The 24,643-nt window shown below is 66.0% G+C and carries 25 protein-coding genes; 19 read left to right on the top strand and 6 right to left on the bottom strand.

What is annotated here, in order from left to right; genetic code table 11:
* Positions 1-47: 47 nt before the first annotated feature.
* Genes leuS through holA form a run of 3 tightly spaced genes read left to right on the top strand, consistent with a single transcriptional unit; the run spans position 48 to position 4,100 of the window.
* Positions 48-2,600, top strand: coding sequence for a leucine--tRNA ligase (gene leuS / locus FIU89_RS16365; protein WP_152493580.1), 2,553 nt, complete (start codon positions 48-50; stop codon positions 2,598-2,600).
* Entirely contained in the window at positions 2,587-3,078 is a 492-nt protein-coding gene (gene lptE / locus FIU89_RS16360) for an LPS assembly lipoprotein LptE (protein WP_152493579.1), read from the top strand. Before leuS ends, lptE begins: the two co-directional genes overlap by 14 nt.
* A complete protein-coding gene (gene holA, locus FIU89_RS16355) occupies positions 3,075-4,100 on the top strand; it encodes a DNA polymerase III subunit delta (RefSeq protein WP_152493578.1) in 1,026 nt (341 codons plus the stop codon). The genes lptE and holA overlap by 4 nt, the downstream gene beginning before the upstream one ends.
* Positions 4,101-4,106: 6 nt before the next feature.
* Here holA and FIU89_RS16350 read toward each other — a convergent pair whose 3' ends face one another.
* Complete coding sequence (locus FIU89_RS16350) at positions 4,107-4,535, bottom strand: GFA family protein (protein ID WP_254701710.1); 429 nt, start codon at positions 4,533-4,535, stop codon at positions 4,107-4,109.
* Between the two features lie 134 nt (positions 4,536-4,669).
* On the opposite strand from FIU89_RS16350, the gene FIU89_RS16345 reads away from it, so the two are divergent.
* Together FIU89_RS16345 and FIU89_RS16340 are read left to right on the top strand one after the other, a co-directional pair.
* Entirely contained in the window at positions 4,670-5,257 is a 588-nt protein-coding gene (locus FIU89_RS16345; protein ID WP_152493577.1) for a glutathione S-transferase family protein, read from the top strand.
* 149 nt (positions 5,258-5,406) lie between these two features.
* A complete protein-coding gene (locus FIU89_RS16340) occupies positions 5,407-6,330 on the top strand; it encodes a sulfite exporter TauE/SafE family protein (protein ID WP_152493576.1) in 924 nt (307 codons plus the stop codon).
* A 22-nt stretch (positions 6,331-6,352) separates the two neighbouring features.
* On the opposite strand, the gene FIU89_RS16335 is transcribed toward FIU89_RS16340, so the two are convergent.
* Both FIU89_RS16335 and FIU89_RS16330 read right to left on the bottom strand, forming a co-directional pair.
* The gene (locus FIU89_RS16335; protein WP_152493575.1) at positions 6,353-7,525 is read right to left on the bottom strand and encodes a TIGR03862 family flavoprotein; all 1,173 of its coding nucleotides are present in this window, start codon (positions 7,523-7,525) and stop codon (positions 6,353-6,355) included.
* The gene (locus FIU89_RS16330; RefSeq protein WP_152493574.1) at positions 7,522-7,938 is read right to left on the bottom strand and encodes a hypothetical protein; all 417 of its coding nucleotides are present in this window, start codon (positions 7,936-7,938) and stop codon (positions 7,522-7,524) included. The genes FIU89_RS16335 and FIU89_RS16330 overlap by 4 nt, the downstream gene beginning before the upstream one ends.
* Positions 7,939-8,011: 73 nt before the next feature.
* Here FIU89_RS16330 and FIU89_RS16325 point away from each other — a divergent pair, with 73 nt between their 5' ends.
* The 3 genes from FIU89_RS16325 to FIU89_RS16315 are packed head-to-tail and all read left to right on the top strand — an operon-like array spanning position 8,012 to position 10,166.
* Positions 8,012-8,305 (top strand): HNH endonuclease, encoded by a 294-nt coding sequence (locus FIU89_RS16325; RefSeq protein ID WP_152493573.1) that lies wholly within the window; start codon positions 8,012-8,014, stop codon positions 8,303-8,305.
* Between the two features lie 58 nt (positions 8,306-8,363).
* Complete coding sequence (locus FIU89_RS16320; RefSeq protein ID WP_172978143.1) at positions 8,364-8,726, top strand: STAS/SEC14 domain-containing protein; 363 nt, start codon at positions 8,364-8,366, stop codon at positions 8,724-8,726.
* Between the two features lie 36 nt (positions 8,727-8,762).
* Entirely contained in the window at positions 8,763-10,166 is a 1,404-nt protein-coding gene (locus FIU89_RS16315) for a multicopper oxidase family protein (protein WP_254701709.1), read from the top strand.
* 76 nt (positions 10,167-10,242) lie between these two features.
* Here FIU89_RS16315 and FIU89_RS16310 read toward each other — a convergent pair whose 3' ends face one another.
* Both FIU89_RS16310 and FIU89_RS16305 read right to left on the bottom strand, forming a co-directional pair.
* Complete coding sequence (locus FIU89_RS16310; RefSeq protein ID WP_152493571.1) at positions 10,243-10,857, bottom strand: enoyl-CoA hydratase/isomerase family protein; 615 nt, start codon at positions 10,855-10,857, stop codon at positions 10,243-10,245.
* Positions 10,854-11,597 (bottom strand): SDR family oxidoreductase, encoded by a 744-nt coding sequence (locus FIU89_RS16305; protein ID WP_152493570.1) that lies wholly within the window; start codon positions 11,595-11,597, stop codon positions 10,854-10,856. The genes FIU89_RS16310 and FIU89_RS16305 overlap by 4 nt, the downstream gene beginning before the upstream one ends.
* A 162-nt stretch (positions 11,598-11,759) precedes the next feature.
* On the opposite strand from FIU89_RS16305, the gene FIU89_RS16300 reads away from it, so the two are divergent.
* The 7 genes from FIU89_RS16300 to FIU89_RS16270 all read left to right on the top strand — a co-directional run bounded on the left by FIU89_RS16300 (position 11,760) and on the right by FIU89_RS16270 (position 20,036).
* A complete protein-coding gene (locus tag FIU89_RS16300) occupies positions 11,760-13,301 on the top strand; it encodes a DUF2125 domain-containing protein (protein ID WP_254701708.1) in 1,542 nt (513 codons plus the stop codon).
* A gap of 87 nt (positions 13,302-13,388) precedes the next feature.
* Complete coding sequence (locus FIU89_RS16295; protein ID WP_172978142.1) at positions 13,389-14,912, top strand: DUF2125 domain-containing protein; 1,524 nt, start codon at positions 13,389-13,391, stop codon at positions 14,910-14,912.
* Positions 14,913-14,916: 4 nt separating this feature from the next.
* Complete coding sequence (locus FIU89_RS16290; protein ID WP_152493568.1) at positions 14,917-16,440, top strand: hypothetical protein; 1,524 nt, start codon at positions 14,917-14,919, stop codon at positions 16,438-16,440.
* Between the two features lie 98 nt (positions 16,441-16,538).
* Positions 16,539-17,882 (top strand): TldD/PmbA family protein, encoded by a 1,344-nt coding sequence (locus FIU89_RS16285; protein ID WP_152493567.1) that lies wholly within the window; start codon positions 16,539-16,541, stop codon positions 17,880-17,882.
* A complete protein-coding gene (locus FIU89_RS16280) occupies positions 17,869-18,660 on the top strand; it encodes a 3'(2'),5'-bisphosphate nucleotidase CysQ (protein ID WP_152493566.1) in 792 nt (263 codons plus the stop codon). Before FIU89_RS16285 ends, FIU89_RS16280 begins: the two co-directional genes overlap by 14 nt.
* A 156-nt stretch (positions 18,661-18,816) precedes the next feature.
* Positions 18,817-19,086, top strand: coding sequence for a hypothetical protein (locus FIU89_RS16275; protein ID WP_152493565.1), 270 nt, complete (start codon positions 18,817-18,819; stop codon positions 19,084-19,086).
* A gap of 47 nt (positions 19,087-19,133) precedes the next feature.
* On the top strand, positions 19,134-20,036 hold the full coding sequence (locus FIU89_RS16270; RefSeq protein WP_152493564.1) for a DMT family transporter: 903 nt from the start codon (positions 19,134-19,136) through the stop codon (positions 20,034-20,036).
* Here the strand turns inward: FIU89_RS16270 and FIU89_RS16265 are convergent.
* Positions 19,969-20,796 (bottom strand): glycosyltransferase, encoded by an 828-nt coding sequence (locus FIU89_RS16265; RefSeq protein ID WP_152493563.1) that lies wholly within the window; start codon positions 20,794-20,796, stop codon positions 19,969-19,971. The two genes, FIU89_RS16270 and FIU89_RS16265, sit on opposite strands and share 68 nt — an antisense overlap.
* A gap of 83 nt (positions 20,797-20,879) precedes the next feature.
* On the opposite strand from FIU89_RS16265, the gene FIU89_RS16260 reads away from it, so the two are divergent.
* The 4 genes from FIU89_RS16260 to fusA all read left to right on the top strand — a co-directional run bounded on the left by FIU89_RS16260 (position 20,880) and on the right by fusA (position 24,635).
* On the top strand, positions 20,880-21,329 hold the full coding sequence (locus FIU89_RS16260) for a hypothetical protein (RefSeq protein ID WP_152493562.1): 450 nt from the start codon (positions 20,880-20,882) through the stop codon (positions 21,327-21,329).
* Between the two features lie 307 nt (positions 21,330-21,636).
* Complete coding sequence (rpsL, locus tag FIU89_RS16255) at positions 21,637-22,008, top strand: 30S ribosomal protein S12 (RefSeq protein WP_103762132.1); 372 nt, start codon at positions 21,637-21,639, stop codon at positions 22,006-22,008.
* Positions 22,009-22,020: 12 nt separating this feature from the next.
* Complete coding sequence (gene rpsG, locus FIU89_RS16250) at positions 22,021-22,491, top strand: 30S ribosomal protein S7 (RefSeq protein WP_057796812.1); 471 nt, start codon at positions 22,021-22,023, stop codon at positions 22,489-22,491.
* 20 nt (positions 22,492-22,511) lie between these two features.
* Complete coding sequence (fusA, locus tag FIU89_RS16245) at positions 22,512-24,635, top strand: elongation factor G (RefSeq protein ID WP_152493561.1); 2,124 nt, start codon at positions 22,512-22,514, stop codon at positions 24,633-24,635.
* The last annotated feature ends 8 nt before the right edge of the window (positions 24,636-24,643 follow it).

Raw genomic sequence — 24,643 nt, 5'->3', positions numbered from 1 at the left:
GGCCCTATCACCCTTTGGAGTTTGAGAAACAAGGGACCGATCGGGTCATGTCGCGTTATTCTGCCGCCGATATCGAAGCGAAATGGCAAAGCGCCTGGGACGAGGCCGGGATCTTCCGGGCCGAACGGTCGCGGGACAAGCCGAAATACTATGTGCTGGAGATGTTTCCCTATCCGTCGGGGCGCATCCACATGGGGCATGTGCGCAACTACACGATGGGCGACGTGATCGCGCGATACCGCCTGGCCACCGGCCACAGCGTGCTGCATCCGATGGGCTGGGACGCGTTCGGGATGCCCGCGGAAAATGCCGCGATGGCGTCGGGGGGGCATCCCAAGGACTGGACCTATGGCAACATCGCCGACATGCGGGGACAGATGAAGCCCTTGGGCCTGTCGATCGACTGGAGCCGGGAATTCGCCACCTGTGATCCCGAGTACTATGGCCAGCAGCAAGCGCTGTTTCTGGATTTCCTGGAAAAGGGGCTGGTTTACCGCAAGAATGCGGTGGTGAACTGGGACCCGGTGGACATGACCGTGCTGGCCAACGAGCAGGTGATCGACGGCAAGGGCTGGCGGTCCGGCGCCGAGGTGGAAAAGCGCGAGCTGACGCAGTGGTTCTTCAAGATTTCCGATTTCTCGGAAGAGCTGTTGGAGGCGCTGGACGGGCTGGAGGACTGGCCCGCCAAGGTGCGGCTGATGCAGGAGAACTGGATCGGCAAGTCGCGCGGCATCGAGATTCCGTTCGAGCGGACGGATGCGGGTGCGCCCATCGTCTGTTACTCGACCCGCCCCGACACGATGCGCGGGGCAAGTTTCATCGCGATCTCGCCGGAGCATCCGGTGAGCCGTGAACTGGCAAAGGACAATCCCGAACTGGAGGCGTTCATCGCGGAGACGCGCAAGATGGACACCACCGAGGCCGCGATGGAGAAGGCCGAGAAGAAGGGGATCGACACCGGGATCACGGTGCGTCACCCGGTCTGGCCGGAGCGGGAGCTGCCGGTCTGGGTCGGTAACTTCGTGTTGATGGATTACGGCACGGGTGCTGTCTTCGGTTGTCCGGCGCATGACCAGCGGGACCTGGACTTTGCGCGGAAATACGGCCTCGAGGTGCGAAACGCCTTCTACCTGCCCGGTCAGGAAAAAGAGGTGGAGACCGAGGCGCTGGTGCCTGCCAAGACCGAGACGGTGATATATATCGACCACTTCGCCGGCATCGGCGAGGCGACGAGCCAGGAAGGCATCGACGCCACGATCGACTGGTTCGAGGAGAAGGGGCTTGGCACCGGGCAGGTGAAGTATCGCCTGCGCGACTGGGGGTTGTCGCGGCAACGCTACTGGGGCTGTCCGATCCCGGTGGTGCATTGCGACACCTGCGGCGTGGTGCCCGAGAAAAAGGAAAACCTGCCGGTCGAACTGCCCTATGACGAGGGTGGCACGCCGATTGATTTCAGCATTCCCGGCAACCCGCTGGACCGGCATCCGACCTGGCGCGACTGCAAATGCCCGAGCTGCGGCGCGGATGCACGGCGCGAGACCGACACGATGGACACCTTCGTGGACAGCTCCTGGTATTTCGCACGGTTCACGGCCCCGGATGCGGAGACTCCGACGCGGATGGAGGACGCCCAGTACTGGATGAACGTCGACCAGTATATCGGCGGCATCGAGCACGCGATCCTGCACCTGCTCTACAGTCGGTTCTTTGCCCGGGCGATGCATATCTGCGGGCACCTGCCGGAAAAGGCGATCGAGCCGTTCGACGCGCTGTTCACCCAAGGGATGGTGACGCACGAGATCTACCAGACGCGCGACGACAAGGACCGGCCGGTCTATCACCTGCCCGAGGACGTGACCGACGGCAAGTTGGCCGATGGCACGCCCGTGCAGATCATCGCCTCGGCCAAGATGTCGAAATCAAAGAAGAACGTGGTGGACCCGGTGAATATCATCGACGCCTTCGGCGCCGACACCGCGCGCTGGTTCGTGCTGTCGGACAGCCCGCCGGAGCGGGACGTGGAATGGACCGCCGCGGGCGCCGAGGCGACCCACAAGCACCTTGCGCGGGTGCACCGCATCGTGTCGGAGATTGCCGGGGACGAGACACCGGCCAATGCCGCCGAGGATGAGGCGCTCGCGAAGGACATGCACCGGGCGATCAGGGACGTGACGGGCGGCGTGGAAAGTTTTGGATTCAACGCGGCGATTGCCAAGCTTTACGGGTTCACCAATGGGTTGGCCAAATCGGGCGCCGGAGCGGAAGCGAAAAAGGCAGCGGCGCAGGTTCTGGCTCAGTTGATGTCGCCCATGACGCCGCATCTGTCCGAAGAGCTTTGGTCGATGCTGGGCGGTGAGGGCCTTGTGGCGCAGGCGCCCTGGCCGGTGGCCGACGAGGCGATGCTGACCGACGACAGCGTGACCCTGCCGATCCAGGTCAACGGCAAGCGCCGGGCCGAAATCAGCGTGCCCAAGGACATGGACAAGGCAGAGGTTGAAAAACGCGCGCTGGCGCACGAAGCTGTGGCAAGGTCGCTGGATGGGGCCCAGCCCAAGAAGGTCATCGTCGTCCCCGGGCGGATCGTGAATGTCGTCGTTTAACCGTCGTTTCGTATTGCTGGGCCTGCCCGCGGGGCTGGCCGCCTGTGGATTCGCGCCGGCCTATGCGCCGGGCGGCGCGGCCCACAATTTGCAGGGCGCGGTGCTGGTAGAGGCGCCGAACAGCCGGCCGGGTTACCTGCTGACCCGCCATATCGAAGAGCGGCTGGGCCGCGGCGAGCGGCAGGTCTACGGGCTGGGCTATTCGATCATTCTGACGGAAGAGGCGGTCGCGATCTCGCGCGCCAACGTGAACACGCGCTACAACCTTCTGGGCAAGGTGACATACGCGCTGCGCGATCTGCGCAGCAACGCGGTCGTGCTGAGCGGACAGGCGGACAGCTTTACCTCCTACTCGGCCTCGGGCACCACCGTGGCGACGCAGGCGGCGCAGCGCGACGCCGAGGCGCGGCTGATGGTGATCCTGGGGGACCAGATCCTGAACCGGCTGACCGCCGAGGCCGGCAAGCTGCCGGCATGAAGCTGTCGCCCCGCGATGCGCCGGCCTATTTCGCGCGGCCCGATCCCGACAAGACCGGCCTGTTGATCTATGGCACCGACGCGATGCGCGTGGCGCTGAAGCGGCAGGAGGTGATTGCCGCGCTGATCGGCCCGCAGGGCGAGGAGGAGATGCGGCTGACGCGGATCCCCGCGTCGGAGTTGCGCAAGGACCCCGCGATGCTGCTGGACGCGGTCAAGGCGCAGGGCTTCTTTCCGGGGCCGCGCGTGGCGTTTGTCGAGGATGCGAACGAGACCGTGGCGCCGGTGGTGACGGCGGCGCTGGAGGATTGGCAGCCGGGCGATGCGCAGGTGGTGGTGACCGCCGGCAGCCTGAAGGCGACGTCGAAGCTGCGCAAGCTCTTCGAGGGGCACAGGAATGCCTATGCCGCGGCGATCTATGACGAGCCGCCGGGCCGGGCCGAGATCGAGGCGGTCCTGTCCAAGGCGGGGCTGCGCGATGTGCCGCGCGACGCGATGACGGACCTGAACGCGCTGGCGCGCGCGCTCGATCCGGGCGATTTCCGCCAGACGATGGACAAGCTGGCGCTGTACAAGCGGGGCGACGACACGCCCCTGAGCGCCGAGGATATCGCCGCCTGTGCGCCGGTGTCGGTGGAGGCGGACCTGGACGACGTGCTGCACCTGGTGGCCGAGGCCAAGCCGGGCGAGATCGGCCCGGTGATGAAGCGGCTGCGGGCGCAGGGGGTGCAGCCCGTGGGCCTGTGCATGGCCGCGAACCGGCATTTCCGCACGCTTTACGCGGCGGCCAGCGATCCGGGCGGGCCGGGGCAGGGCATCGCCCGCGTGCGCCCGCCGGTCTTTGGCCCCCGGCGGGACCGGATGCAGCGGCAGGCGGCGCAGTGGGGCGCGGCCAAGCTGGAAGAGGCGCTGGGCGTGCTGACCGACACCGACCTGCGCCTGCGCTCGGCGGGCCAGACCGCGCCGGACATGGCGCTGGTGGAACGCGCGCTGATCCGGCTGGCCACCCTGGCGCAGCGGTAGGGCGGCTCAGGAGATGTCGGCGAACATGGCAAGGGTCTCGGCCTCGGTCATGCGCTTGTGGTCGCCTGCCAGCGCGTAGGCGTCGGGCTTGCGGTCGACGAAGATTTCCTCGGTCAGGGTGATGCCGGAGGGATCGTCCAGCAGGCCAAGGCCTACATGCATGTCGCCCTGCATCGGACCCGGCGCGGTGACCCGGTAGAAAAGGTTGGTGCCGCAGGTGGCGCAGAAGCAGCGCTCGGCCCAGTCGGACGAGGTGTAGGCGGTGATGTTGTCCGCGCCGGTGATCGTGGCATCGCCGGCCCTGACGTGCAGTCCCAGGTAGACGCCGCCGGACCATTTGCGACACATCCCGCAATGGCAGGCCCCGGTGCTGTCGGGGGCGTTGGCGATGTCGACGGTCACGGCGCCGCACAGGCAGGTTCCGGATTTGTGCATGATGGATCTCCGCTCCAGTTCGATCAGCAGGATAGGCGACGGGTATGACAGCAAATGTCAGTATGGAAGTGGAAAATCGTTGCGCTGTCGCCCCGGGCGGGCAAGCGTGAGGCGACATATCTGGGAGTTGTGCGATGTACGAAGTGATCGGATCGAAGGCCAGCCGGGCGTTCCGGGTGTTGTGGCTGCTGGAGGAGCTGGGCGTGGATTACGACCACACCCCCGCAGGGCCGCGCAGCGCCGAGGCGGTGGCGGCGAACCCGTCGGGCAAGATACCGGCGTTGCGGGTGGACGGGGCCGTGGTGACCGAGTCGGTGGCGATCATGAGCTTCCTGGCCGACCGGCACGGCGCGCTGACCCACAAGGCAGGCACGCTGGAGCGCGCGCGGCAGGATGCGCTGGCGCACCAGATCCTAGATGACGTGGATTGTGCCCTGTGGATGGCCGCGCGGCATACCTTCGTGCTGCCCGAGGACAAGCGGGTGCCCGAGGTCAAGGAGACGCTGAAATGGGAATACGAGGCCAATATCGCCCGGCTGTCGGAGGCGCTGGAAGGCCCGTTCCTGATGGGCGAGAAGATGACGGTGCCCGATATGCTGCTGGTGCACTGCCTGCGCTGGGCGGAGATCGCGAAGTTCCCCGAGCCTGGCAAGGTGCTGGCGGAGTACCGGGCGCGGCTGGAAGCACGCGAGGCGTTCCGCAAGGTCGCGGAGATGGGGTGAGACAGCCGCCGTTCGGGAGCGGTGGGTTTCACCCACCCTACGGGGGCCAGGGCCAGGGCGTGGCGGGTGCGAGACCCTGAACCGCCGCCTTGCAGCCCGGGGGGGATGGGCGTAAGTGCGGGACATGCCCGGTCAGGGAAACCCGCGCCATGCAACTTTATCTGCCCATCGCCGAGGTCTCGGTCAACGGCCCGCTGCTGCTGTCGGTCGGCCTTGTCGTCGGGTTGCTGTCGGGCATTTTCGGCGTCGGCGGCGGGTTTCTGATCACGCCGCTCCTGTTCTTCATCGGGATTCCGCCTGCCGTCGCCGTCGCGACATCGGCCAACCAGATCGTCGCCTCGTCGTTCTCGGGGATCTTCGCGCATCTGCGACGCCGCACCGTCGATTTCCGCATGGGCAGCGCCTTGATGGCCGGGGGCCTCGCGGGGTCGACCGTGGGGGTCTATGTTTTCAGCCTGCTGCGGCAGCTGGGGCAGGTCGATCTGCTGGTCAACCTGTTCTACGTGGTCTTTCTCGGGCTGATCGGGACGCTGATGTTCGTCGAAAGCCTGAAAGCCATTCGTCGTGCCAAGATGCAGGGACCGAAGCCACGCGCCCGCCGCACGCGGCGCGACTGGGTGCATTCGATGCCGCTGCGCGTGAGGTTCCGAACGTCGGGGCTGTACATCTCGGTCTTTCCGCCGCTGATCGTGGGGTTCTTCGTCGGCGTGCTGTCGGCGATCATGGGGGTCGGGGGTGGTTTCGTGGTGGTGCCGGCGATGATCTATATCCTTGGGATGCCGACGAAGGTGGTGATCGGCACGTCGCTGTTCCAGATCATCTTCGTGTCCGCCTACACGACGATGATGCACGCCTATACGACGCATACGGTGGATACGGTCCTGGCCGCGCTGCTGATTGTCGGCGGCGTGGTCGGCGCGCAATTCGGCAGCATGATCGGGCAGGTCCTGAAAGCGGAACAGTTGCGCATCCTGCTGGCCCTGCTGGTGCTGGCCGTCGGTCTGAAGCTGGGTCTGGACCTGGTGCTGGAGCCGTCGAACGTGTTCTCGGTCGCCGGGGTGCGCGAGGGCTGAGCAATGTGCAGGCGCGGCTGGCCTAGGGGCCGGCGGCCACCGTCGCGAAGCGGGCGGCGGCACGACCGGCCCAGAGGCCGGAGGCCAGGCAGGCGGTCAACAGGTAACCGCCGGTTGGCGCCTCCCAGTCCAGCATTTCACCGGCGGCGAAGGTTCCGGGGCGGGATTTCAGCATCAGGTCGCCGGTGAGGGCATCGAAGCGCAGGCCGCCGGCGGTCGAGATCGCCTCGTCCATGGGGCGCGGCCCGGCGAGGGGGATCGGCAGCGCCTTGATGACCGGGGCGAGGTCGTTGGGCAGGGGCCGGGCGCATTCGTTCAGCAGGGCTTGTTCCACGGGTGCGAGGCGCAGGGTCTTGCGCAGGTGGTTCGACAGGCTGGCCTTGCCGCGCGGACGCCCCAGGCGCTTTCGGATCGCATCGAGCGACAGGTCCGGGCGAAGGTCGAGCGTGAGCGCCGCGCCTTCGCGCAGGGGGCGGGAGAGGGCGTAGATCCCCCCGCCTTCGATGCCCCTCGCGGACAGGACGATCTCGCCGCGTGAGATATGCGCACCGGCATGAAGCGCGATATTCTTCAGCGGCCGGCCGAAATGGCGCTGCATGTGGTCGGACCAATCGACGGTGAAGCCCATGTTGGCGGGCTGGAACGGGGCGGTCTGGCCGGGCAGATGGGCCGCCCAGCTGCCGTCGGAGCCGAGACGCGCCCAGCTGGCGCCGCCACAGGCCAGCACGGTGACTGCGGGAGTCAGCTGGCGCGAGCCACCCGGCGTGTCGAACCCCGCGGCATCGCCGTCCCAGCCGGTCCAGCGCCAGCGGCGGTGCAGCGTCACCCCCAGCCCTTCGAGGCGGGAGAGCCAGGCGCGCAGGAGCGGCGAGGCTTTCATGGCGGTGGGAAAGACGCGTCCGGTGGAGCCGGTGAAGGTGGGCTGCCCCAGCCCCTCGGCCCAGCGGATGACATCGTCCGGCCCGAAGGCGGCAAGCATCGGGCGCAGGTGCGGCGCGGTCTCGGCATAGGCGGCGAGGCAGGTTTCGAGGTCTTCGGACTTGGTGAGGTTGAGGCCGGACTTGCCCGCCATGAGGAACTTGCGGGCCGGGGACGGCTTGGCCTCGGCCACGGTGACGGGCACGCCCGCCGAGGCCAGCGCGTCGGCGGCCATGAGGCCCGCCGGCCCTGCACCGATGACCAGCGCGCCCGTCATGGGGCGGGCGATGCCGCCGCGCCCGGGCTGCTGGGACGCATGACCTGCTGCGGGACGCGAATTTCGATCTCATGCGCCTTGAGCGCGTTCCGGGTGGCAAGGAGCGCTTGCGGAGTGTCGCGGGTCCTGGCGTCGCTGGTGGCGTGGCCCCGGTATTCGACGGCGATTTCGGCGGCCATTCGGCGCGTGGCCGGGCGCAGCACGTCCTGCGACCGAATATGAGTGGCGGATCGCTGGGCCGGGGCCGGGCGCGGGCGCCGCGTGGCAAGCCCCGCCAGCGCGAACGCTGCCACGTGGATCGCGTGTTGCGACCAGGCTGCCGGGCTGAGCGCCCATGTCTGCGCGATATCCGGGCCCTGGTGCGCTTGGCCCATGCCTTGCGCGACGATCTCGGGCGGGTTGTCCCAATCCATGGCAGCCCCCTTGCCATTCTTCGTGGTGCGTCCATCCTCTTGCCTGTCGTGGACGAAAGATCAAGGGAAAGCCATGGACGACCCGGTGTGTCCGCTGTGCGGGCGGCCCATTCCGCCCGAGGCCAGGCAGAGCCTGCATCACCTTGTGCCCAAGCTGAAAGGCGGCAAGGGCGGGCCGGTCGTGCTGTTGCATCAGATCTGTCACAACGAGATCCACGCCACGCTGACCGAGGCCGAGCTGGCGCGAAGCTATGCCACGGTCGAGGCGCTGCGGGCGCATCCGCGGCTGGAGAAGTTCATCCGCTGGGTGGCCAGGCGTCCGCCGGGATTTCATTCGAAAACGCCCGGACGGCGTCGGTTGCGTTGATCCTGCGCAATGCGAGGCGTGCCGGAATACGGTATGCTTGGCGCAGGAGGATCGCATCATGACCGTTGAGTATGAAGAAGACGCGGAAACGAAAACTGTCGAGCTGACCGTGGCGGGAAAGGTCACGCGGGAGGATTACGACAGGATCGTGGACCGGATGCAGGGCTTTATCGACACCCAGGGCACGGTGAAGCTGATCGAGGTGATCGAGAGCCTCGACGGGTTCGCGCCATCGGTGATCTGGCCGGGGATCAAGTTCGATTTCAAAAACCTGCGCCATATCAGCCATGTGGCGGTGGTGTCGGATATCGGCTGGATCGGGCCGGTGGCCAAGGCGGCGGGCGCGCTGGTGTCGACCAAGCTGCGGACGTATGACCTGGACGACCTGGATGCGGCGCGGGAGTGGATCGCGTCAGAGTGACTTGACCATGTGCCGGGATGGGCCACTCTTGCGGGCGTGGCAAGATGCGAGGGCAAGATGGATCCGACGCGGCGGGACGTGATGGCGCTGGCCGGCGGGCTGGCCGGGGCGCAGGTGGTACCGGGGTTGGCATGGGCCGGTGCGCCGGGGCACCGCCTGACCGCCGCGCCCGCCGAGGTGCAGCTGGCGCCCGGGGAATACCCGAAGACGCGGGTCTGGGCCTATGACGGGCGGGTGCCGGGTTCGATGCTGCGCTGGCGGCAGGGCGAGATGTTCGAGGCGCGGCTGGTCAACGGGCTGGACCAGCCGACGACGGTGCATTGGCACGGCCTGCGCCTGCCCAACGCCATGGACGGCGTGCCGGGCATGACGCAGGCGGCGGTGCGCCCCGGCGAGAGTTTCGACTATCGCTTTGTGCTGCGCGATGCGGGCACGTTCTGGTATCACCCGCATGCCAATTCGCTGGAGCAGATCTCGCGCGGGCTGGCGGGGGTGCTGGTGGTGGACGAGGCCGAGCCGCCCGAGGTGGATGCCGAGGAGATCCTGGTGCTGGACGACTGGCGGTTGACCGAGGACGCGCAGCTGCATCCCGAGTTCGGCAACCGGCACGACATGTCCCATGCCGGGCGGCTGGGCAATTACATCACGGTCAATGGCGCGGGCGAGCTGCGGCGAAGCTATCCGCGGGGTACGCGGCTGCGGGTGCGGCTGGTGAACGCGGCGACGGCGCGTATCTTCCGGCTGGTGTTCCGGGGGATGGATGCGTGGGTGGTGGCGCTGGACGCGATGCCACTTGAGGCGCCGGAGCGGATCGAGCAGGTCGAGATCGGACCGGCGCAGCGCGTCGATCTGATCGTAAACGTCAGCGCCGGGACCGGCGAGGAGGCGATCATCGGATCGGTGGAGCGGGACGGCACCTATGCGACGGTGTCCGTGTCGGTCGCGGGCCAGGAACAGGCGATGCGGGCCGCGCCGCACGCCCTGCCGCCCAACGACCTGCCGGTGCTGGCGCTGAAGGATGCGCGACAGGTGCCGCTGGTCATGGAAGGCGGCGCGATGCGGGGCCTGTCGGAGCGCGTCCGGTGGCAGGGCAGCAAGCGCGAGGCGCGGGCGCTCTACGAGGCGGGGCAGTTCTGGGCCTTCAACGGGCAGGCGGGGATGGACGGGGCGCCGCTGATCGAGGCCGTATTGGGTGAAACTGTGCGCGTGACGATGGAGAACCGAACAGCGTTTTCCCACTCGATGCACCTGCATGGACAGCATTTCCGTGAAGTGTTCCCTGATGGCAAGCTGGGGCCGTGGCGAGACACGCTGGTGATCCATCCCGACGAGACGCGCGAGATCGCCTTTTTCGCCGAGAACCCGGGCGACTGGATGTTCCATTGCCACATGGCTGCGCACCAGATGTCAGGCATGATGAACTGGATACGGATCACGTAGGCGCCGTTTTCCGCGCGGAAAACGGGATAGAAAATGCGTATTTTCTATCCCGGAATTTACGTAAATTCCGGCGCGCTCAGGGGCGGCAGAGGTGCTTGATGCCTGCTGCGTGGTCGGGCGCAGCTCCGAGCGCGTCGGTGGCCAGCGTGCGCGCGGTGTCGAGCAGGGCATCGGGCTCGATCACCTGGTCAATCAGGCTCCAGTGATGCGTGGTTTCGGTGTCGATTTTCTGGCCCGCCATCAGGATCATCTTCGCCCGTGACGGGCCGATCAGCCGCGTCAGCCGCCCCGGATCAGACGGTTGCGGCAGGAAGCCCAGTTTCATCACAGGATAGAACATCTTGGTGCCGGGCACGGCGATGCGCAGGTCGCAGGCCAGCACCATGCCCATGGCCCCGCCCGCGACGGTGCCATTGAGCGCCGCGATTGTGAGGCAGGGCAGAACCGAAAGCGCGCCCGACAAGCGCTCCCACACCGGGTCGGTCGGCAGGCCGGACCTGGCGGCCTCGAGGTCCATGCCCGCCGAGAACGCCTTGCCGCGGCCGGTCAGAACCAGCGCGCGGGCCTCGGTGGCGGCCTCGGCGATGTCGGCCAGCTCGGTCAGCATCGCGTGCGTGAGGGAATTGGCCTTGTCGGGCCGGTTGAGGGTGACGGTCCAGAGGCCGTCATCGGATTTGTCCAGCTCGATCATTCGAGGCCCACCGCGAGGCGGATGTCCTCGTTGCGCAGGCTGATGTCCTGACCGAGCCAGCCATCGGCGTCCGCCGTGCACATCCACGCCAGCGCCCGCGCGGGCCAGTCCGGCGGGATATGGTCGGACCAGTCGAGCTTGGCCACGGGGTTCATGCCGCTGGCCTTGATCTGGTGCTGCATGTCGGTGGCCACGGTGCCGGGCGAGAGGCCCAGAACGCGGATGCCGTGATCGCGGTTTTCCTTGTCGGCGGCGCGGGTCAGCATCAGCGCGGCGGCCTTGGAGGCGCAATAGTGGCTCCAGCCTTCGAGCGCGCTGGTGGCGGCGCCGGAACTGATGGTGATGATGGTGCCGGAGCCGGCCTGTTTCATCACCGGCAAGGCCGCGCGCATTCCGTGAAAGACGCCCTTGAGGTTGATGTCGATGACCTTGTCCCATTCGTCCGGGTCGACGTCGGAGAGATGCGCGATGGGCTCGATCACGCCGGCGTTGCCGATCAGAACGTCCAGCCCGCCGAAGCGTTCCGTGGCGGCGGTGACGGCGGTCTTGACGTCATCGTAGCGGCTGACGTCGCAGGACACCGCGAGGGCGCGGTCGCCGATATCCGATGCGATCTCCTCGATTGCGTCGGTACTGCGGGCGGCGAGCACCACGTTGGCGCCGAGCGCGGCGAAATGACGGGCGGTGGCCGCACCGATGCCGCGACTGGCGCCGGTGATGAGAACGGTCGTGTCTTTCATGGATTGAACCTTTCGCGCCGATATGGGTACAGATGCTCAAACGAGAGCTATCGCGCGGTGCGACCGAGGTCCAGCGCAAGACGGGAATAACCCCCCTTGACCACGCATTCGCGAGGGCGGAAGCTGCGTGGGATCAAGGATTTCAACACGAAAGGATTCTTCATGAAACTGCTCGATATGACGGACCGGGCCAGGTTCGGAATGACGACGGCGATCGGCCTTGTCTTATCGGCGGGCGCGGCACAGGCGGATGTGACCGCGGCGGATGTCTGGGCGGACTGGAAAGGGTATCTTTCGTCGTCCGGCTACGAGGTGGCGGGCGACGAGAGCCAGTCGGGCGACACGCTGACCGTATCCGACGTGACGATGACGATGGCGATCCCCGAAGAGGACACGACCGTGTCGGTCAACCTGGGTGAGATGACCTTTACCGAGAACGGCGACGGCACGGTGTCGGTGGGCATGCCGGCGGAAATGCCGATGCAGGTGCAGGTTGAGTCGCCTGACGCCGAGGAGGTCTCGGTCGGCCTGCAATACAACACGTCCGATTTCGAGATGACCGCGTCGGGCGAGCCGAACGACCTGCTTTACAACTACAGCGCCAGCGAGATCGCGGTGATCGTAGATGACGTGACCGTCGAAGGCAAAAGCGTCGACCTGGGGACCGTGGAATTCCGCATCGCGGACGTCACCGGGACGACCACGATGCAAGTGGGCGAGTTGCGGAAATCGGACCAGAAGATGAGCACCGGCCCGGTGAACTACACGATCGACGTGGCCGACCCCGAGGGCGGCACCGGCCAGTTCATGATGAAGGGCCAGTTCGCCGGCATGACGGTCGCGGCCGAGGGCGCCATGCCGCTGGAGATGGACCCCGCCGATTTCGCGGCGTCGATCAATGACGGTTTTTCCGCGGATCTGACGATGACCTATTCCGAGGGCTCGTCGGAGTTCAAGGTCGTCGATCCGCCGCAGACCACGGAAGGCACGACCAAATCGGACGGGGGCGAGTTCACCGTCGCGATGGGCGCCGAGGGCCTGACCTATGACGTGTCGTCGAAGAACATGCAGCTCAACATGGCCGGCGGTGATATCCCGCTGCCGATCGAAGTGGCATTCGGCACGGCCGCGTTCAACCTGACCACCCCCATCGCCAAGAGCGAGGAGGCGCAGGATTTCGCCATGGGCGTGACGCTGGGCGATTTCACGATGTCGGACATCATCTGGGGCATTTTCGACCCGGCGGGCGAACTGCCGCATGATCCTGCGACGATCGACGTGGACCTGACGGGGACGGCCAAGCTGTTCTTCGATCTTTTCGACCCCGAACAGATGGAAGCGGCGGAAACCGGCGAGCTTGGTGTGCCGGGCGAGTTGAACACGCTGGACATCAACACCCTGACGGTCAGTGCCGCCGGAGCCGAGCTGACCGGAGACGGCGCGTTCACCTTCGACAATACCGATCTGGAAACCTTCAACGGGATGCCCGCGCCGGACGGTTCGGTCGACCTCAAGCTGACGGGCGCCAACGGTCTGCTGGATGCGCTGATCGCGATGGGGCTGGTGCCCGAAGAACAGGCCATGGGCGTGCGCATGATGATGGGCATGTTCGCGGTTCCCGGCGAGGGCGAGGATGCGCTGACCTCGAAGATCGAGGTCAAGAGCGACGGCCAGGTCCTGGCCAACGGACAGCGTCTGCGCTGATCCGGGCGACGCCTGAATACCATGCGGGGGGCCGGGCGATCCGGCCCTTTCGCGTTCGATCCTTACCGTTTGATGAAAGGTGATGCGATGCATGCCATCCGTATAGTTCCCGTTTTCCTTGGTGCCGCCGCGTGGCTGCCCGCCGCGGCGCAGGCCGATGTGACCGCCGACGACGTGGTGACCAACATGCTGGCCCCGGCCCGTGCATTCGGTTTCGAGGTGACCGCAGAGCCGGTGCGCGACGGCGACACGGTGCGCATCGACAGCATGGTGATGACCTATGCCCTGCCGCTGGATCTTGGCGAGGCACGGTTGACGACCAACGGCATGACCCTGACCGAGCAGGGCGACGGCAGCGTGGCGTTGCGGTATGCCGACGCGATGGAGATGCAGGTCGCGTTCTCGACGCCCGAAGAGGGCGAGGTGTTTTCCGCAACCGTGGTCTACGAGGGGTTCGACACGCCGACCATCGCCACGGGCACGCCGGGGCAGGTGGTCTACGAGGGCGCTTTTGACGGGGCGCGGTTCTCTTTGAGCGATTTTTCGGTAGAGGACGAAGACGAGGAATTCGACATCGCGGTCAGCGGCAGTGTCAGCGGGACGAGCCGCTACGAGATCACCGAGGGCGATATCGTGACAGTGGCGCTGTCGACCACCTCGGACAGCATGCAGTTCGACACATCGTTTTCGGATGCCACCGGAGCGGGATCCGAAGGGCGGCAGACGATGACGGGCGGCACTTCGGAACTGGAGCTGGCCATTCCGGCGGGCCAGGTGGACCTTCTGAACCTCGACGATGCGCTGCGGGCGGGTTTGAAGATGGTGGCGAAGACCGGTGGCATGCAGGTCGAGGGCACGACGGTCACGACCGCCGAGGAGGTCGAGATGCGCCAGACCACCAGCTACATGATGGAAAGCAACGACCTGACGCTCGGGGCTGACGGCGTGTCCCTGGCCGGTGCCTACACCGATTTTGCGTTCGAGTTGCAGATGCCGTCCGAGCTGCCGTTTCCCATCTCCGGCCAGATCGCGCGCAGCGAGGGTCACTTGAATTTTCCGCTCACCGAAACGGACGGCGCGGTGCCGGTCGCGCTGCGGATGACGCTCGAGGACCTGACGATGGCCGAGGAGATCTGGGCGCTCTTCGATCCGGAGACACAACTGCCGCGGGATCCGATGACGCTGGTGGTGGACATGTCGGGCGATGCGGCGCTGACGCGCGAGCCGCTGGATATCATGCGGATGATGGAGGTCGGCCCGGACGAGGAGACCTTGGGTCGCTTCGAGAGCGTGACGCTGAATGACTTCCAGCTGAACGCCGTGGGCGCGCAGGTCACGGGCGAGGGCGCGTTCGAGATCGACAACGAGGATCGCGAGACTTTCCCGGGCATGCCGGCCCCGTCGGGCAGCATCGACCTGCAGGTGACCGGCGCCAACGGATTGCTGGACACGCTGGTGGCGATGGGCCTTTTGCCCGAGGAACAGGCGATGGGAACCCGGATGATGATGGGCATGTTCGGCACGCCGGGCGAGGGTGAGGACGTGATCAACTCGACCATCGAGGTGACCGAGGACGGGCAGGTGCTGGCCAACGGCCAGCGGATCCGCTGAGCGGATGGCCCTGCGCCCGATACTGCTGGCTGCGGCGCTTTCGGCGCCGCAGGTTGCGCTGGCGGACCTGACCGTCGAGGCCGCCTGGGATGTCTGGACCACGCAGTTCGAGGCGCTGGGCCTTGAGTGGCAGGCCGAGACGAAGCGGGACGGCGCGGCGCTGGCGGTCGGGCCGATCTTCCTGACGCTGCGGTTTCCGGGCACGGCGCTGGATGTGAACCTGCAACTGCCCGGCCCGCGTTTCGTGCCGGACGGTCCGGAGATCGACGTTCGGTTACCCGTGTCCGAGGCGATGCCGTTCAGCATGTCCACCGTCGAGGACGGCGCGCCAGGGTTCACCTCCTCCGGCGCGTTCGCGTGGCGGATGGAGGATGTCACCGTGCGGATGCGCGAGACGGAGGCCGGCATCGAAACGCGCTGGCGGGGACAAAGCTTCGAGATCGCCCTGACCGAGTTCGGTCTGTTCGGAACGCCCTATCCCGCCGCGTACCGCTATCTGCAATCGGGATTCGACATCACGCAGACGAGCGATGTCGGCGATGGTTGGCTGGACTTCACGCGCCGGGGCGAGGCCGAGCAGGTTCTGGTCGAATACGGCTATGGAGACGAGACCACCGCCGAGGGCCTGGAGGGCGTGCTGGACCGGCACGCGGTGGAGACCGTGACCGAACTGCGCCTGCCGCCGGAAGGTCCGGTGTTGCAGAGCCTGTCCGAGCAGGCGGCGGACGGCATGGCGTTTCGGCATACCATGGCTGCCGAGCGCGGGATCGACCGCGACAAGGATTGGCTGAACGGCGCGCTGATTGCCACCAGCCAGACCGACTGGAGCGAGATCAAGGGCGACTTCGCGCTGGACCGGGAGGGGCTGCGCATCGTCTCCGGTGCGCAGCAGACGGCGATGCAGCTGACCGACGAAATGCTTGGTGTGCATTTCGATGTCGAGGCGTCGCGGGTTCTGCTGGACCTGGCCCTGCCGGTATTGCGGGATGTCGCTCCGCAGGACTTCGCGCTGCGGTTCGAACTGGACGGGTTGACCATGTCCGAAGAGAGCTGGGCGCAGTTCTTCATGGCCGAGGATTTTCCGCGCCAGGCCGCGGATGTGGAGCTCGACCTGGGCGGTGAGGTGATCCTGGTGGAAACCCTGTTCGACCTGGACGCGATGAGTGCCACGTTCGGCGGCGCCCTGCCGTTTTTTGTCGAAACGCTCGATCTTCGGTCGCTGGGGCTGCGCTTGCCGGAGGCCGAGGTGACGGGCAGCGGCGCGGTCCGGTTCGATCACATGGATTACGAGACGCTGGTCGGGTTTCCGGCGACAGAGGGCCGTGCCGTTTTCGACGTGACCGGGGCGCAGGCGCTGCTTGACAGGCTGGTGTCGGCAAAGGTTCTGACGACCGAGGATGCGATGTCGGCGCGGATGATGCTGGGAATGTTCACGCGCCCCGTCGAAGGGCAGGATGAAACCGCCCGTTCGGAGGTCGAGATCACCGCCGAAGGCCAGGTTCTGGTGAACGGGCAGCGGATGCGCTGAGCGGGGGCTTGCCTTGCGCCTTTTCCGGCGTCGCAGTACATCGAACCCGAGCCGATCCCCCGACGCCGCGCCTTGCGATGCCTGACCAGGAGAACTTCATGCCTCTCGACCCCCAGACCCTGACCGAAGCGCTGCTTTCTGCCGCCCGCAAGGCCGGGGCCGAGGCGGCGGATGCCGTGGCGGTGGAAACGCGCGCCCAGAGCATCAATGTCCGGGCGGGCACGCTGGAACAGGCGGAGCGGTCTGAAAGTGTCGAGGTTGGGCTGCGGGTTTTCATCGGCCAGCGGCAGGCCTGTGTGGGCGCGTCGGACACGCGCGAGGAGACGCTGGCGATGCTGGCGGAACGCGCGGTGGCGATGGCCCGGGAAGCGCCCGAAGACGCCTATGCCGGGCTTGCCGCGCCCGAGCAACTGGCGCGGGACTGGGATGTGGCGGCGCTGGAGCTGCACGATCCCGGGCCCGAACCCGCGGCGCCCGACATGCAGGAGGCGGCGCTTGCGCTGGAGGCGGCGGCGATGGGCGTCAATGGTGTGAGCCAAGTGCAGGCGGCGGCCGATCACGAGGTCGAGCGGATGCACATGGCGGCCACCAACGGGTTTTCCGGCGGGTTCACCAGCAGCGCCCGAAGCCTGAGCGCCGTGGCGATTGCCGGGCAGGGCACGGGGATGCAGCGCGATTACGATGCGGATACGCGTGTCTTTGCCGCCGATCTGCGCACGCCCGAGGAGATCGGGACGCGGGCGGGGGAACGCGCCGCGTCGATGCTGGACGCGAAGAAGCCCTATACCGGCTCCTATCCGGTGCTGTTCGACGAGCGCGTGGCGTCGACGCTGATCGGGCACCTTCTGTCTGCGATCAACGGCGGGTCGGTGTCGCGGGGGGCGTCGTGGCTGATGAACCGGATGGGCGAGCCCGTGCTGCCCGAGTCGCTGTCGCTGATCGACGATCCGCTGCGCCCCCGCGCGCTGGGGTCCCAGCCTTTCGATGCCGAGGGCCTGCCGGTGGCAAAGCGTGCCCTGGTCGAGAACGGCGTGTTGAAATCGTGGATCCTGGACCTTTCCACGGGGCGCAAGCTGGGCCTGCCGTCCACGGGTCATGCGCGGCGGGCGCCGTCCTCGGTGCCGTCGCCTTTGTCGACGAACGTGGCGCTGACGCAGGGCGACAAGAGCCGCGAGGACCTGATGGCCGAGATGGGCACGGGCCTCTTGGTGACCTCGATGATCGGCTCGACGATCAACCCCAACACCGGCGACTATTCGCGGGGCGCGTCGGGGTTCTGGATCGAGAAGGGCGAGATTGCCTTTCCGGTGAACGAATGCACCATCGCGGGCAGCCTGCCGGAGATGCTGCGGGGGATCGTCCCGGCCAATGACGCGCGTCCCTGGAAGTCGCGCGTCGTGCCGTCGCTGCTGGTGGTGGGGCTGACCCTTGCCGGCAACTGAGCTGGATCTTCTGATCGCGGCGGCGCGGGCGGCGGGCGAGGTGGCCTGCCGCTATACCGGGCCCGAGGCGCGGGTCTGGGACAAGCCCGGCGGCGCCGGGCCGGTGACCGAGGCCGACCTGGCGGTGAACGAGGTTCTGTTCGAGCATCTGCGCGGCGCGCGGCCCGACTATGGCTGGCTGTCGGAGGAAAGTGCCGACACGCCCGAGCGGCTGTCGCGCGAGCGGGTGTTCATTGTCGACCCCATCGACGGCACGCGCAGTTTCATCGACGGCACGCGGACCTGGGCGCACGCGCTGGCGGTGGTCGAGCGGGGCGAGGTGGTGGCGGGCGTGGTCTACCTGCCGATGCGCGACATGATGTATGCCGCCGCCGCCGGGCAGGGGGCGACGCTGAACGGCGACCGCCTGGGTGTAAGCGATGCGGCGGTACTGGACGGCAGCAGCATGTTGGCGGCGAAACCGAATTTCGACGCGCGGCACTGGCGGGCCGGGCGGCCGCCCGCGATGGACCGGGGGTTTCGCCCGTCGCTGGCCTATCGGCTGGCGCTGGTGGCCGAGGGGCGGTTCGACGCGATGATGACCCTGCGCGGCGCGTGGGAGTGGGACATCGCGGCGGGGGATTTGATCCTGCGGGAGGCCGGCGCGGTGACGTCGGACCGCGAAGGGCGGCCGCTGCGGTTCAACAACCCGATGCCGAAGCTGGACGGTGTTCTGGCCGCGAATCCGGCAGTGCATAGCGCGCTTCTGGAGGCGCTGGCGCCCGGGGCTGCGATCTGATCCGGTTGTGCGGCTGCGCCGCGCAGGTTTGGTTTGTTCGAGTATTTACCGAACGATGAAACTCGGGTTCGAGCGACAGATTGGCGCGTCTTGTCCGGGGCGGTAGAAGCGCGCGCAGCACCGCCTAGATAACCGTTTCCAGAAGGGAGACGGGATATGGACGGACAGACGATAGAACAGGATGCGCGCAGTGCGGAATACCTGCGTCAGAGGGAGATCTTCGAGCGCAGCATGGCAGAGTTGCAGACGGAGCGGCGCAGGCGGGAGGCCAGCGGATACGCGGTGATGGCAATGGCCTACAGCCTTGAAGGGGCCACGCGGAAAGAGACCCGGTTGGGCAAGGTCGTGACCTTCGCGACATACGCGCTTGTCACCTTTGTGGCGGTTCTGCCGAACCTGGCGATGATACTGATGCTGGCGGGCTGACGCGCTTGCCGCTTGTACCGGCTGCGGCGCCGGTCTAGAGCCGGGGCATGACCCGTTCTGACAACCTGACCGGCGCCCTGCTGATGATGGCGTCGATGGCGTGCTTCACGTTCAACGACACCGCGATGAAGGCGATGGCGGGGGACGTGCCGCTGTTCCAGTTGCTGCTGTTGCGGGGGTTGATCACAACCGTTCTAGTGGCCTGTATCGCGTGGCGCATGGGCGCGTTGCGCGCGCGCCTGCCGCGGCGGGATTGGGGGCTGATGACGCTGCGCACGGCAGCCGAGGTGGGCGCGGCCTATTTCTTTCTGACGGCGCTCTTCAACATGCCGTTGGCCAACGTGACGGCGATCTTGCAAGCCTTGCCGCTGACCATCACGCTGGCCGCAGCGCTGTTCCTGCGCGAGCCGGTGGGCTGGCGGCGGATGGTGGCGATCCTTGTGGGCTTTGCCGGCGTGCTGCTGATCGTGCGGCCCGGGACGGATGACTTCAACTTCTACGCGGTCTATGCGCTGTTGGCGGTGGGCTGCGTCACGGTGCGGGACCTGTCGACGCGGCGGTTGTCGAAGGACACGCCGTCGATGTTCGTCACGCTGCTGACATCCATCGCGACGATGACGATTTTCGGGCTCCTGAGCCTCGGCGTGGACTGGGCGCCGATGGGCGTACGAGAGGCCGGACTGGTGGGGACCGCCTCGCTGCTCATCATCGGCGGGTATCTGTTTTCCATCATGGTGATGCGGGTGGGCGAGATCAGTTTCATCGCGCCGTTCCGCTATACCGGCCTGCTGTGGGCGATGCTGCTGGGCTTCGTGGTGTTTGGCGAGTGGCCCGCGACGCTGACATTGCTGGGCGCTGCGATCGTGGTCGGCAGCGGTCTGTTCACGCTTTACCGGGAGTCGCAATTGGGGCGGAAAAGGCCGCTTGCACAGCCGCCTCGTCGACATTGAAACGCTCCTTGAAAAAGGCGCGCTGATCGTCGGTCAGGGGGGCGAGGCCCTTGGTGCTGGTGCGCGCGTGGCTGTCGTTGTCGTCGTGCAGGGCGCGCAGGTACATGTGGGTCTCGGGCTCGATCAGGGTCGGCATGGAATGGTGCAGCTTGTGATGGCCGTAGTTCATCACCGTCCTGGGGTCGCCGGGGCGGAAGAGCACGGCAAGGCCGCAGGCCAGGAACTGTCCTTGGATTTCCCGCGCCAGGATGCCGTCGGGCATCAGCTTGACGGAGTAGCCACGGGAATATTCGATCACCATGTTGCGCCATCCGGCGCTGAGTTTGCCGGCCAGCCGCGCGGTGCGGCGGATGCCGCGGATGAAGTTGATGCCCACGGCGTCGTCATCGTCGAGCCGGAACTGGAGGGACATATCGTCGTCGCCCTGGGCAAGCTCGTGCTGGATGGCCAGTTGCATCGCCGTGCGGTGTTTCATCGGTTCGGCGGTGACGATCTTGATGGCCTCGACGGGGGCGCAGATGTCGTTGAGCCGGTCCCAGAAAGGCCTGGGCATCCGCTCTCCGGTGAGGACGATGAAGGTGAAACGCTTGTCCTTCTGTGCGGCGATGGAGGGCAGGGTGAGCGTTTCGAAATGCCGGAAGCGCAATTCCATGCGCTCGCGGGCATAGAGATAGGCCTCGCGTTCCTCGACCGTGTCGTGCATTCGCTTGAAGCCGCCAAGCGCGGGGTAGGAAAAGCGGCATATACCGATTGCGCGCATGGGGCGGGTACCTTTGGACCAAAATCAGCGCGAGAATTACAAATGAGCATGGCGCGAACAAGGCCAAAGAAAGAGAGGTGCTGATGGGACCGGACGCGAGAGGAAACATGGTGCGCTATCATTTCGTAGACCCGACCGCGCCTGTCGCGCTGCCCCGGATTGCGCCGCCCTACAAATGCGTGGTGCTGATCGAGCGGCAGGTTTCTGCGGAGGCGCGGTGGCAGGTCAGCAAGGACCTGGTGGCGACGGGGTGTCAGTACATGCTTGCCTGGGGGCTGGATTGCAGCCTTTGGGACGACAGCGTGGACATGGCCAGCCTGGAGCAATTCGGGTACGACGACGTCCTTCCCGAGCATTTCGTGATGACGACATGGCACAGCGACGAGACATTGCGCGAGGTGTTGCACTTTGCCAGGTGGCATGCCACGCAGTCCTACGACGATGTCGCACTGGACCGCTGCCTGATCCTCGATTTCTGCGCCGCCCCGCGCGAGCCGGAAATTCGCGCTCTCTATGCCGCGGACGAGCCCTGAGGAAACCCGGCGCTTGGCGGTGCTCAACGTATATCCGCGGGGCTGTTGACAGCCGTCCCGACTCCCCCTATACGCCGCTCATCTCGACGTCGGGGGTCGCCCCGTGTGTCGAACTCAAAATTCTAGTGGACAAGATCCGGGCCGTTTGAGTGCCCCGATCCTCTGGGAACCCGCCGCGTCGTTTACCTCGGAATGGAAACGATTGCGGTATTTGCGCATTGCGGACGCGTGATGTGCGGAAAGAACTGAAACCGCGCGGGGGTGACCCGGTGCAAACACATGTGTTGAAAGACGGGAAAGAGACCCTATGCCAACGATCCAACAGCTGATCCGCAAGCCGCGGCAGCCGAAAACAAGAAGCCAGAAGTCGATGCACCTGCAAGGGTGCCCGCAGAAGCGCGGCGTTTGCACGCGCGTCTACACCACCACGCCCAAGAAGCCGAACTCGGCCATGCGGAAGGTTGCCAAGGTGCGCCTGACCAATGGCTTCGAGGTCATCAGCTATATCCCCGGCGAAAGCCACAACCTGCAGGAACACTCGGTGGTCCTGATCCGTGGCGGCCGTGTGAAAGACCTTCCCGGTGTGCGTTACCACATCCTGCGCGGTGTCCTGGATACCCAAGGCGTCAAGGACCGCAAGCAGCGTCGTTCGAAATACGGCGCCAAGCGTCCCAAGTAAGAGGAATTTCAGATGTCTCGTCGTCACGCCGCTGAAAAACGTGAAATCCTGCCCGACGCCAAGTATGGCGACCGGGTTCTGACCAAGTTCATGAACAACCTGATGATCGACGGCAAGAAGTCGGTCGCGGAGAAAATCGTCTACAACGCGCTGGATCGCGTCGAAGACAAGGTCAAGCGCGCCCCCGTGGAGATCTTCCACGAAGCGCTGGACAACATCAAACCGTCGGTCGAGGTCCGCTCGCGCCGTGTCGGTGGTGCCACTTACCAGGTTCCGGTCGAGGTTCGCCCCGAGCGCCGCGAGGCGCTGGCGATCCGCTGGCTGATCACCGCCTGCCGTGGCCGCAACGAGAACACCATGGAAGAGCGCTTGGCCGGCGAGCTTCTGGACGCCGTGAACTCGCGCGGGACCGCCGTCAAGAAACGTGAAGACACCCACAAGATGGCCGAGGCGAACAAAGCCTTCAGCCATTACCGTTGGTAAACCTCTAGAGGCATTACATCATGGCACGCGATTATCCGCTCGAACGCTACCGCAACTTCGGCATCATGGCCCATATCGACGCAGGCAAGACCACCTGCTCGGAACGGATCCTGTTTTACACCGGCAAGTCCCACAACATCGGCGAGGTGCACGATGGTGCGGCCACGATGGACTGGATGGAGCAGGAGCAGGAACGCGGCATCACCATCACGTCGGCGGCCACCACCACCTTCTGGCAGTGGCAGGAAGACCCGACGAAAGAGGGCACCGACGACACCAAGTTCCGCATGAACATCATCGACACGCCCGGCCACGTCGACTTCACGATCGAAGTCGAGCGCTCACTGGCCGTGCTTGACGGTGCCATCTGCGTGCTGGATGCAAACGCCGGCGTCGAACCTCAGACCGAGACCGTCTGGCGCCAGGCCGACCGCTACAAGGTGCCGCGCATCGTGTTCGTCAACAAGATGGACAAGATCGGTGCCGACTTCTTCAACTGTGTCGAGATGATCGAGGCCCGGACCGGCGCGAAGGCCGTTCCGATCGCCATGCCGATCGGTGCCGAGAACGAGCTGGAAGGCATCATCGACCTGGTCACCATGGAAGAGTGGACCTGGAAAGGTGAAGACCTGGGCGCGTCCTGGACCCGTCAGCCCATTCGCGACGATCTCAAGCAACTGGCCGACGACTGGCGCGCCAAGCTGATCGAGAACGCCGTCGAAATGGACGACGACGCGATGATGGAATACCTGGAAGGCAATGAGCCCGACATCCCGACCCTGCGGAGCCTGATCCGCAAGGGCACGCTGTCGCTGAGCTTTGTGCCGGTTCTGGGCGGTTCCGCGTTCAAGAACAAGGGTGTGCAGCCGCTGCTGAACGCGGTGGTCGACTATCTGCCGAGCCCGCTCGACGTGGTGGACTACATGGGCTTTGCCCCCGATGACGAGACCGAGACCCGGAACATCGCCCGCCGCGCGGACGATTCCATGCCGTTCTCGGGCCTGGCGTTCAAGATCATGAACGACCCGTTCGTCGGCTCGCTCACGTTCACGCGCATCTACTCGGGCGTGCTGAACAAGGGCGACACCGTCCAGAACTCGACCAAGGGAAAGAAAGAGCGCATCGGCCGCATGATGATGATGCACTCGAACAACCGCGAAGAGATCGAAGAGGCATTCGCCGGCGACATCATCGCGCTGGCCGGTCTGAAGGACACCACCACGGGCGACACGCTGTGCGACCCGAAAGAGCAGGTGGTTCTGGAAACCATGACCTTCCCCGATCCGGTGATCGAGATCGCGGTCGAGCCGAAGACCAAGAACGACCAGGAGAAGATGAGCCAGGGTCTGGCCCGTCTGGCCGCCGAAGATCCGTCCTTCCGCGTCGAGACCGACATGGAGAGCGGTCAGACCATCATGAAGGGCATGGGCGAGTTGCACCTCGACATCCTGGTTGATCGTCTGAAGCGCGAGTTCAAGGTCGAAGCCAACATCGGTGCGCCGCAGGTGGCCTATCGCGAGACCATCAGCCACGAGATCGAACACACCTACACCCACAAGAAACAATCGGGTGGTTCGGGTCAGTTCGCCGAAGTGAAGCTGATCATCTCGCCGACCGAGCCGGGCGAAGGCTATTCGTTTGAGTCCCGCATCGTCGGTGGTGCCGTGCCGAAGGAATACATCCCCGGCGTCGAGAAGGGCATCGAGAGCGTGATGGACAGCGGCCCGCTGGCCGGCTTCCCGGTGATCGACTTCAAGGTCGCGCTGATCGACGGCAAGTTCCACGACGTGGACTCGTCCGTGATGGCGTTTGAAATCGCGGCACGGATGGGCATGCGCGAAGGTCTGCGCAAGGCCGGCGCGAAACTGCTGGAGCCGGTCATGAAGGTCGAAGTGATCTCGCCGGAGGAATACACCGGCAACGTGATCGGCGACCTGACCTCGCGTCGTGGGCAGGTGTCGGGCCAGGAGCCGCGCGGCAACGCCATCGCGATCGCCGCGAACGTGCCGCTGGCCAACATGTTCGGCTACATCAACACGCTGCGTTCGATGTCGTCGGGCCGCGCCCAGTTCACGATGCAGTTCTCGCATTACGAGCCCGTCCCGTCGAACATCTCGGAAGAGATCCAGGCGAAATACGCATAACCCGGGTG

It is taken from the genome of Roseovarius sp. THAF27 (assembly GCF_009363655.1).
Taxonomy (GTDB): Bacteria; Pseudomonadota; Alphaproteobacteria; order Rhodobacterales; family Rhodobacteraceae; genus Roseovarius.
This window is presented reverse-complemented; position numbering and strand designations above follow the sequence as displayed.

Bases quoted from the DNA above. Each gene is read 5' to 3' on its own strand.
- FIU89_RS16330 (WP_152493574.1), bottom strand. From the start codon at position 7,938: ATGGATTGGGACAACCCGCCCGAGATCGTCGCGCAAGGCATGGGCCAA.
- FIU89_RS16265 (WP_152493563.1), bottom strand. From the start codon at position 20,796: ATGCGCGCAATCGGTATATGCCGCTTTTCCTACCCCGCGCTTGGCGGC.
- FIU89_RS16295 (WP_172978142.1), top strand. From the start codon at position 13,389: ATGCATGCCATCCGTATAGTTCCCGTTTTCCTTGGTGCCGCCGCGTGG.
- FIU89_RS16325 (WP_152493573.1), top strand. From the start codon at position 8,012: ATGGACGACCCGGTGTGTCCGCTGTGCGGGCGGCCCATTCCGCCCGAG.
- lptE (WP_152493579.1), top strand. From the start codon at position 2,587: ATGTCGTCGTTTAACCGTCGTTTCGTATTGCTGGGCCTGCCCGCGGGG.
- holA (WP_152493578.1), top strand. From the start codon at position 3,075: ATGAAGCTGTCGCCCCGCGATGCGCCGGCCTATTTCGCGCGGCCCGAT.
- FIU89_RS16340 (WP_152493576.1), top strand. From the start codon at position 5,407: ATGCAACTTTATCTGCCCATCGCCGAGGTCTCGGTCAACGGCCCGCTG.
- rpsL (WP_103762132.1), top strand. From the start codon at position 21,637: ATGCCAACGATCCAACAGCTGATCCGCAAGCCGCGGCAGCCGAAAACA.
- leuS (WP_152493580.1), top strand. From the start codon at position 48: ATGTCGCGTTATTCTGCCGCCGATATCGAAGCGAAATGGCAAAGCGCC.
- fusA (WP_152493561.1), top strand. From the start codon at position 22,512: ATGGCACGCGATTATCCGCTCGAACGCTACCGCAACTTCGGCATCATG.
- FIU89_RS16305 (WP_152493570.1), bottom strand. From the start codon at position 11,597: ATGAAAGACACGACCGTTCTCATCACCGGCGCCAGTCGCGGCATCGGT.
- FIU89_RS16300 (WP_254701708.1), top strand. From the start codon at position 11,760: ATGAAACTGCTCGATATGACGGACCGGGCCAGGTTCGGAATGACGACG.
- rpsG (WP_057796812.1), top strand. From the start codon at position 22,021: ATGTCTCGTCGTCACGCCGCTGAAAAACGTGAAATCCTGCCCGACGCC.
- FIU89_RS16345 (WP_152493577.1), top strand. From the start codon at position 4,670: ATGTACGAAGTGATCGGATCGAAGGCCAGCCGGGCGTTCCGGGTGTTG.
- FIU89_RS16290 (WP_152493568.1), top strand. From the start codon at position 14,917: ATGGCCCTGCGCCCGATACTGCTGGCTGCGGCGCTTTCGGCGCCGCAG.
- FIU89_RS16270 (WP_152493564.1), top strand. From the start codon at position 19,134: ATGACCCGTTCTGACAACCTGACCGGCGCCCTGCTGATGATGGCGTCG.
- FIU89_RS16335 (WP_152493575.1), bottom strand. From the start codon at position 7,525: ATGACGGGCGCGCTGGTCATCGGTGCAGGGCCGGCGGGCCTCATGGCC.
- FIU89_RS16350 (WP_254701710.1), bottom strand. From the start codon at position 4,535: ATGCACAAATCCGGAACCTGCCTGTGCGGCGCCGTGACCGTCGACATC.
- FIU89_RS16310 (WP_152493571.1), bottom strand. From the start codon at position 10,857: ATGATCGAGCTGGACAAATCCGATGACGGCCTCTGGACCGTCACCCTC.
- FIU89_RS16275 (WP_152493565.1), top strand. From the start codon at position 18,817: ATGGACGGACAGACGATAGAACAGGATGCGCGCAGTGCGGAATACCTG.
- FIU89_RS16285 (WP_152493567.1), top strand. From the start codon at position 16,539: ATGCCTCTCGACCCCCAGACCCTGACCGAAGCGCTGCTTTCTGCCGCC.
- FIU89_RS16320 (WP_172978143.1), top strand. From the start codon at position 8,364: ATGACCGTTGAGTATGAAGAAGACGCGGAAACGAAAACTGTCGAGCTG.
- FIU89_RS16260 (WP_152493562.1), top strand. From the start codon at position 20,880: ATGGGACCGGACGCGAGAGGAAACATGGTGCGCTATCATTTCGTAGAC.